Below are 7,961 nucleotides of genomic sequence, written 5' to 3'. Positions count from 1 at the left end.
GTGCGGCGGCTGACGCGACGGTGGGGTTGGGGCGGCGGTTGCTGCACTTGGTGTGGCGTCGGGCGAAGCAGCCGGAAGCGGTGGCGGCCGCGGTGGCGGAGCTGGCCGAGGCTCCCGCGGATCCGGACGCGTTGGCGGGGTTGCGGTTGCAGGTGCGCAAGGTGCTGACACAGGACCCGCAGTTGCTGGCGGAGATCGCGGGGCTACTGGCAGCGGGTGGCGTGGTGGTGACGGCATCGGGCGAGCGGTCGGTGGCGATCGGCGGGGACAACAGCGGGTCGATCAGCACCGGGGACGGTCTAAACTCCTTGGCGGTGAACTCGAACTCTGGAGAAGTGAACTTTGGAGGGAAAACTGGAAAGATCGAGAATAAGATCTCAGCCGGAGGCCTTTTCATTTGGCTCGGGCAACTTCTCACAGCACATCGAGCAATAGCAATCGGTGTCCTGTCGTTAGGCGGACTGCTCATCGGTGTAGGGGGGTACGCAATTTATGATAAGCCGATCAATATGCAGCCTCCAAATCCCAAACCGGGAGCTAATTCTCATAGTGCTGGTCAAAGTGCTGATGGTATACCTGGGTCATTGCCTGGCTCTACGTCAATCCCTTCCCGGAAGGTTGGGCAGGTAAGTGTGAGTAGCGAACCCGCTGCATACTTTACTGAAACCACCCAGGGTGGAAATAAGCTAAGCGGAACCGTCCATTTCGGTCAATCAACTCAAGCCTCTCAAGAAGGCTTAGTTACAGAAGCCGTTGGTAACGGCTGTGGCCCAAATACATTTCCTGGCGATTTGTCTCATGCAGTGGCAGTTCCTTTCCAGATCACTTTTACATTGGAATCATCACTTCGCGAAAATATTGAGATTACGACTTTCGTGAAGGGTTCCATGACCTTTGATTCTTCGGTACTAGTGATTGACTACTCCGACGGAGCCCAATGCACTGGATACTCCGACATTAAAGACTCGGTCTATTCTGGCGCACGAGTGAAAGAAGCCGGCTGGATTATCTTCTTTGGAGTAATCACGCCATCTCAGCCTAACGGAGATTTAGCGAACATTTCTGATCAACAACTATCTCTTACAGTTAACTTCATTGATGACGCCACTGAGAGCAACGAGTCGATATACGGCCCATACGTTTGCAGCACCGAATCCGTTCAAATCGCTGGACCCGTGAATGCAATCAATGGATGTGGGCAGTACTTAAGCCCGGCACCATCTGTTTCACCCTCTTAAGGCAATAACACGGCTCACCGACACGGCAGCCGGATAGCGCGCTCTAATGTGCATATCTTTATTAATATTTCCGCGTCAGTGATCTAGTCGCCACAAGACAAAATCTGTCACCAATATTCATCGGTCCCGAAGGCGACAGGTAACCTGCGGGGGCGCGCAACTTCAGCAGGAACAGACAGCCGCTTGGCCACCATGCCGGGCCGCGCCTAGTACTCCAGTCGTAGATCGTGATCTGACGCAGTGTCACGCGATGAGGGCGAGGCGGGTTCGGTAGTGGTGCCAGCGGGCTAGGGCTTGGTGGCGTCGTCGCCAGTGGGACCAGTTGAGGTGTCGGGTGATCCGGGTGCGGACGGTGTGCGGCGGCAGGTCTCGGGTGAGCGTCGTGAGTAGGTGGAACAGGCGCCGGGTCTCGGGCACGGTCAGCGCGATGGTGCCGCAGTCGGCCGGCGGGAGCTGATCGGGGTCCTCGGGCAGGATGGGGGCGGGGTGTGCGGCCCGCTCGATGGCGGTGACCGCGGCGAGGAATGCGAGGGCCGCCATCGCCAAGGTGACATGCCGTTTCCACGCCCGGTAGCGCTTGACCTGGGTCTGGTCGAGTGCGACGGTGGATTTTGCGTCTTGGAAGTCGCCTTCGACCTTCCATCTCGTCCCAGCGATCTTGACCAGGTCGGTCAGGGAGCAGATCTGGTCTTCGGGCGCGTAGGCGTAGAAGTACGCGATCTCGGTCGGGTCGGCGATTGAGCGGCGGATGAGAAGGCGGCGGCGTGGGTGGTCGGTGGCGATCCACGCCCAGTCGTAGTAGCGCGGCCCCTTCGCCCCGGTGCCACACGAGCGGCGGTTCCACCCTTTCGCCTCGACCAGGTGCAGGGCATGGTCCGCGCGCATGCGCACGCCGCCGGAGGTGGTGAGCCGGTGGTCGACGGGTACCGCGAACACGTAGCCGATCCCGTGGTGCTCGAAGAACTCGCGCAACTCGCGGCTGCGCCCGTACACCTCGTCGCCCGCCGCCCACGCTGGTCTGATCCCGGCGGCCAGCGTCCGCTTCGCCTGCGCGAGGGCGAGTGCCGGCTTGGTGGCGAACGCGTGGTCTGCGCCGAAGCCCGCCTTCTCCATCCGCGCCGGGTCCTCGAACCAGTCGGCTTGGACGTAGAGGTCGCGGTCGATCAAGGCGTGGCCTCGCTCGGTCGCGTACGTCGTGTAGACGGCGACGATCACGTTCTCGACCCGGCCCATCGTGCCGGAGTACTGCCTGCCTGCGGCCGCAGTGGCCGTGCCCTTCTTCGCCTGACCGGTCTCGTCGAAGATCAGCACCCCGTCGTCGGCGCCGAGGTGCCGGGCGAGGAAGGCGCGCACCGCATCCCGCGCCGCGTCCTCGTCCAAGCAGGCGCGCTCGAGCAGGTGGTGCAGGCGGAACGGCCGGTCCAGGCCGACTGCCTCCGCGATCGACCAGCAGTTCCCCGCGACCTGTGGCATCAACAAGCCGCGCAGGTAGAGCAGGGCATTGGCTCGCAGGTCACGGCGCCGGCAGACCGGCGCCAGGTCCGCTGCGAGCTCAGAGAATACCGCTTCCATCAGCCCGGGATCTACACTGGCGGCGCAGGCCGCCCAGTCTTCGTTATGCGTCACAACATCATGATCACGGGGCGGCCAGCGCGCGCCCACTCGCACCCGAGGCAGCCGCTGACCGTACATCCGTTGCAGCACAACGTGGATGACTCCGCGTCAAGTTGCGATCTGCGACCGAAGCACACTGCCACGGGGTGCCCGACTACCGGGGAGGACCGATGGAACGTGGCGAAGTGTGGTGGGTACTGCTCGACGAGAAGCGTCCGGTGGTGCTCCTGTCACGAGACGGGGCCGAAGACCTGCGGGCTATACAGGTAGTCGCGCCCGCGGATATCGACATCACTGATGTCTGCATCGAGGTCAGACTGGGCAATGAAGAAGGACTTGCGAACGAAGGCGTCGTACGTGTCGCCCTGCCCCGCACCGGACTTATCCCCTGCACCTGGCTGGTCACCTTGACGCACGACGACTTGATCGAGCAAGCGGGAAGACTGTCACCGGCGAAACTCCACGAGCTCGCGGACGCACTTCGGCTCGCCCAACTCGAGTAGCCCCACGCCGACGGCAAGAACAACCACCTGCGCGCAACCCAGATCACGATCTACGACTGGAGTACTAGGGCGGGGGTTGAGGGCGGTCGTCTCCGTACGCGGCGGGCTATGCCTTGCCGGGCGGCGCGCGGTATGTCAAGGCGGTCATTCACCCAGGTGAACAGCAAAACTATTCATAAGGATGAGTCACGCTGTGCACAGCATCGAAGAGCGCTGCGGAGCACGTAGGCCCGGTTGGGATGCCGGACCGGCGATCGGACGGCAGCGACTTGCATGTGACCTCAGCGCGGACACGATGACACGCTCAGAGGGGTTGAACAGTAGGCCGCCCCGAAGATCGTTCGGGCGCTACTTGACTATGAAGCCGTTATTTCGCACCATAGATGTCAGCAGTACGACTGTGCCCAAATGCGGCCGAGTCGGTCTGCTACGCGACCGATGATGGCGCCCCCAAGCATGCCGTACCGGCGACGGGGAAAGAATGAAACCCAGGCCTACTGGCTTCAACTCGCAGGAAGCTGCTGAGTGGTCCATCGTAGACATCGGCGACGAAATTTGGGCGACTGCTGCGGGCGCTAGTAGGTGGATGCAGGTTGACCGAAAGCGGATCAACGATTGGGTTCGACGGTCTCGGTCAGCTGGCCATGTAGGGCCGGTAAGCAAGTGTGAAAAATGCCGCAGCGGAGAGCCCCTATTCCCACACATTGATCCGCCCGTTAGGTGCGGCTCTGCCATGTACTACAAGTATCTTCAGCTTGCAACAGCTGAACTCCATACGCGTCGATCACGTCGTGGCCTGAAACGAGCGCCGATCTACATTCGACCTTGACTAGCGACTTCGAAAATAGCGGAGGCTTAGCCTCCGCTATTTTTATGCGACCTTGAGACTTGAAACGTTGCTTTCTCTGCTTAGGTAAATTACCGCTCGCGCGTAATATTCATCTCGTTTCTCAGACTCCGTTGGGCCAACCAACGGTGCAGGCCTCATTCCCATGATGATGCCTGTCGCCCGGGCGTAGCCCCACTACGCTACCGAGAAAATGCCTCACCAGGAAATTATGGTGGGGCTAATTTATTTCCAGTTCCAGGAGTGCCTCAGGTGCAGATGCTCGGTGAACTGGCTTCATTGGGATCGCTTCCGTCCGTTGCGTTCGTCGTGCGGCTTGTCGTGCGCGATATTCTGGACTACAAGTGGAAGCGGGAAGTGCTTAGGCACACTCCCAATGACCAGATGGCTCATGTGATTCGCGAACTTGGCACAGGTCGGCGCGAAGTTCGTAAGTAATCTCGCAGCCTTTTAAACCGGTTACGCCCTGAGGCGGCAGCCTGATACCCTGCTCGCAGTTTTAAAACTGCACTGGAGGACACATGAACACTGGCTTTGGCGAGTCGATTTCACTCGCTATGCACTATGAGTCTCTGACTGATGCCCTAATTGAGGGCAGGGCAATTCCCGCCGGACGATTGTTCGGCCTGCCCGACCTTGAAGGTGATGACATCTGGGTTGACATCGCTGGCGCAGCAGCTCTCGTGCGAGTCAACCCGAAAGCAATTACTGGATGGCTGACACGTGGTGGGCCGAAGAGAAAACCATTTCCAACTCCTTATCGATTGCTGTATCGGCTGTATTGGCGCAAGCATGACATCGATCGGTGGCTTCAGATCAGAACGTAAAGCGCAATGACGAGACTGACAAACCAGCCTCGGTCCGCGTCGTGGCGCAAATTTCTATCGGTGCGGGACTATCAGCGTTCTGGGCTAGCTGTAGGTCCTCTGAGATTCTGCTCCCTCGTCTGCCAGGCGTGCGCTTCCGCTGCCGGGCGGCTGCCCCATTGTCAAGGCGCTTTCCCTGATGATGGGGCTGACGCCTGGCACCCTCCGGGACGGCTGGGCAGACGAGAGAACCGAATCTCTGTCCTGTCTCGTGCGAGTTGCCTCGGTCCCTCTGCAATTGCTCCTAAGATCTGACCCAGCGCACTCCATCGTTGAGGGGCATCACATGGCACTCAATCCCCTTCAGCCCCCTGTCGATGCCATGACTGGATATCTCCGTGACGCTCAGATGATTCACCAGGCGACCCAGGAGCGGCTGACCCAGCTAACTGCCGCTAGGCAGGCACAGGCCGGGAGAGGAAACGGGCAACCTGGGGTCGTGCACTCAGCGTTGAACCGTGGCGTGGTCGTCGCGGCTGTCGGAGCCCTGGAAGCCTTCAGCGAGGACCTGGCGATCACGGCCCAGAAGCACCACCCACAGGCGATGCCGCCAATGAACAACTGGTACAACATCGCTGGATCGAATGGGATGGTGCAGACACCTAGCCCCTATAATCTGCGGAAGCTGTTCTGGACGTTTTTCCGCTACGACCCACATGACGACTGGGAGTGGCAGGTCCAGGTCGCGCCTATCGAGACTGGCGGAACTGGAACTTGGCGCACGGGAACCACTCAGCTTTCCAAAGCGCAGGCGTCGCAATTCTTGGACACCATGGTCAAGGTACGTCACGGCTTCGCCCACCAGGACAAGGATCAGAAGCTCGTCAAATGTCCGGGAATCGCCAGTCAGACCTCGTCAGGAAAGATCGTCATCCACTCGCATCATGCGACGAACGCCGTGAGCGTGCTCCTGCAGTTCACTGTTCTCACCACAGCCGGGCTTGCGTCGAACCTTGGCTTCACCGACAAGTTCAGGTGGATCAAGCCAATGACCAACGCCGGCTGGGAGGAACTTCTTGTTGGGACACCCGCAGGAACCCTCGTGTCGCAGACCTGGCAGCGCGCCCCCGCTCTGTAGTCAGAAGAGACAGCGAGACCAAGCCCATGCAACTGCACCCCTGGAACTGCGGAGCGATCTAGGGGTAACTGCGGCGAGACGGGACAATCTCCTGCGCAACCACGCGTCTCAATCAAGATCGTTGCTGCGCTGCCCGATGCTGGCACGCGTTCATAACGTGCGGTACGTCAGCGAGTTCACACAAGCGCTCGCGGCGTGCGCGCATGAGTGCGAGTTCTACGTGTTCTGTCGTGGCGCACGGGCCGGGAACCAGCGTGGCCGACGTTAGCATCGAGGTGATGCCGCGGGTGCGGCAGGTGCTCCCCGCGGGACCCCCACCCGTCTTGCGGGCGAGTCCTCCCGGTCCGGCGCTCTCCCCCCTGGCGCCGGACCGGGCCTGTCTCGCCACTCACGCGGTCGACGCCCGCCGAGAAGCCGCAGCGCCACCATCGACCTTGCCAACAGCATCGGGTCCTGTAGTGGGGCTCAGGCGCGCGTCATGGCATGCCGTGAAGCTGCCGCCGAGCTCGTCAATTTCTCAGTATCGGAACTGAGACGGTCCCCCTCGGACTAGTTCAAGATAGGTGCTGTCGGCGAAGGTGACACATGTCGAACCTGGAAAGCTTCAAGCGGTGCCAGGCTTGAACAACACGGCGCAAATTGTTCTTCTGCCCAACGTCACAGCTCAACCGGGCGCACGTACCCGCGTATTCGCTCGGGTTGTCGCGGAGTCGGCAGCCGAGGGCTGATAACTCCACAACAGCCAGTGAGGCTCATACAGAACGTCTCGCTCAAAGACTATGGCATTGTGGCCTGCACTAAGGCAGGTACGCGATCACACAGCATCGAGAACTCGCGATACTTAGCAATGGAATCAAATACAGTCTGAGGCGCGTCGCAAACTCTCAGCATATTCATAACAAAGAGCCAGTATGCAGACTCTGCTAGGAAGTATTGGACAGCACCTTCTCGGCCTTGCCCCAAATGATGCGCGACGTCATTCCTATCGGACTTCACGATCATCGACCACTTATCAATATCGCCAATCATTGCCTTAAACTCGGCGCCAGCACGCTCCGCGCTCCGCTTCAGTCTGTTCCTCAGTGTATCGTTAGTGCGACCAGTAAGTGCACGGTCAAAAGACTCAAGTGCGGCAACACGGTTGAGCAGTTTGTCGGATACGTACATCGACTTCACATAGCGGGTTGACATTACACGACCAAGCTCGCTGCGATACTTTCTGGATTCAGCTGCCCATCTGGCCAACGCTGGAACACCACCCATTGCGTCCAATGTGAATACCAGAGGCCGCGGAGCCCCGAGGTCATCAGGTTGCGCCACCCATTCCGCCGAGTAATCAATGTCCCGATATACATCATTGCGACCCTTAACCTCTGGGTGGCGAAACGCCACTCCACTGAAAGCGGCGTTACGGCTGGTAGCAATGGAGATCAAGTCTTGAAAATCGCTGGCAACCTCGAGTAATTCTTCCACTGGAGTTAGGTTTGCTACTTCAAGCTCAAATGCAAAGTCTTGCACAATCGCGCGGGACGAAACACCGTCCCCTGAGACACCGAGCCTCTGTTTAAGATAAAGCGTTGCGCCATCTTCTAAAGCAATATCCTGGTCGTCAACTTTACACCCCATTAACGTTACAACGGCCTCACCAGCGTTCGTAGCCTTCGCGAGAAATTCCGTCTTGATGCCCTGAGGATTATTCAAAAGCCTCATTCGTGTAGTCGCAGGTGGGCGGCATAATTCACAGGCTGTGACTTACGCGGAAACCCTGGACAGCACGACGGCCCCTGCCCTTGAATCGAGTCTTCTCACAGAACT

The 7,961-nt window shown here is 59.4% G+C and carries 7 protein-coding genes; 5 read left to right on the top strand and 2 right to left on the bottom strand.

Annotated elements, in window-relative coordinates:
- On the top strand, positions 1-1,238 hold a 1,238-nt coding region (locus KGA66_RS26860; RefSeq protein WP_211472005.1), incomplete at its 5' end, for a hypothetical protein.
- Between the two features lie 243 nt (positions 1,239-1,481).
- Here KGA66_RS26860 and KGA66_RS26855 read toward each other — a convergent pair.
- Positions 1,482-2,864 carry an IS701 family transposase gene (locus KGA66_RS26855; protein WP_211472003.1) on the bottom strand — a complete coding sequence of 461 codons (1,383 nt, stop codon included), beginning with the start codon at positions 2,862-2,864 and terminating at the stop codon, positions 1,482-1,484.
- 158 nt (positions 2,865-3,022) lie between these two features.
- Here KGA66_RS26855 and KGA66_RS26850 point away from each other — a divergent pair, with 158 nt between their 5' ends.
- The 4 genes from KGA66_RS26850 (at position 3,023) to KGA66_RS26835 (ending at position 6,146) form a co-directional block, all read left to right on the top strand.
- A complete protein-coding gene (locus KGA66_RS26850; RefSeq protein WP_211472001.1) occupies positions 3,023-3,355 on the top strand; it encodes a type II toxin-antitoxin system PemK/MazF family toxin in 333 nt (110 codons plus the stop codon).
- A 1,099-nt stretch (positions 3,356-4,454) separates the two neighbouring features.
- On the top strand, positions 4,455-4,640 hold the full coding sequence (locus KGA66_RS26845) for a hypothetical protein (protein ID WP_211471999.1): 186 nt from the start codon (positions 4,455-4,457) through the stop codon (positions 4,638-4,640).
- 83 nt (positions 4,641-4,723) lie between these two features.
- Positions 4,724-5,029, top strand: a complete 306-nt coding sequence (locus tag KGA66_RS26840; RefSeq protein WP_211471997.1) for a helix-turn-helix transcriptional regulator — start codon at positions 4,724-4,726, stop codon at positions 5,027-5,029.
- Between the two features lie 325 nt (positions 5,030-5,354).
- The gene (locus tag KGA66_RS26835) at positions 5,355-6,146 is read left to right on the top strand and encodes a hypothetical protein (protein WP_211471995.1); all 792 of its coding nucleotides are present in this window, start codon (positions 5,355-5,357) and stop codon (positions 6,144-6,146) included.
- Positions 6,147-6,923: 777 nt separating this feature from the next.
- Here KGA66_RS26835 and KGA66_RS26830 read toward each other — a convergent pair.
- Positions 6,924-7,856: an ApeA N-terminal domain 1-containing protein gene (locus KGA66_RS26830; protein WP_211471993.1), complete on the bottom strand. Its 933-nt coding sequence runs from the start codon at positions 7,854-7,856 to the stop codon at positions 6,924-6,926.
- Positions 7,857-7,961 lie beyond the last annotated feature (105 nt).

This window comes from Actinocrinis puniceicyclus (assembly GCF_018283645.1).
Lineage (GTDB): Bacteria > Actinomycetota > Actinomycetes > Streptomycetales > Catenulisporaceae > Actinocrinis > Actinocrinis puniceicyclus.
This window is presented reverse-complemented; position numbering and strand designations above follow the sequence as displayed.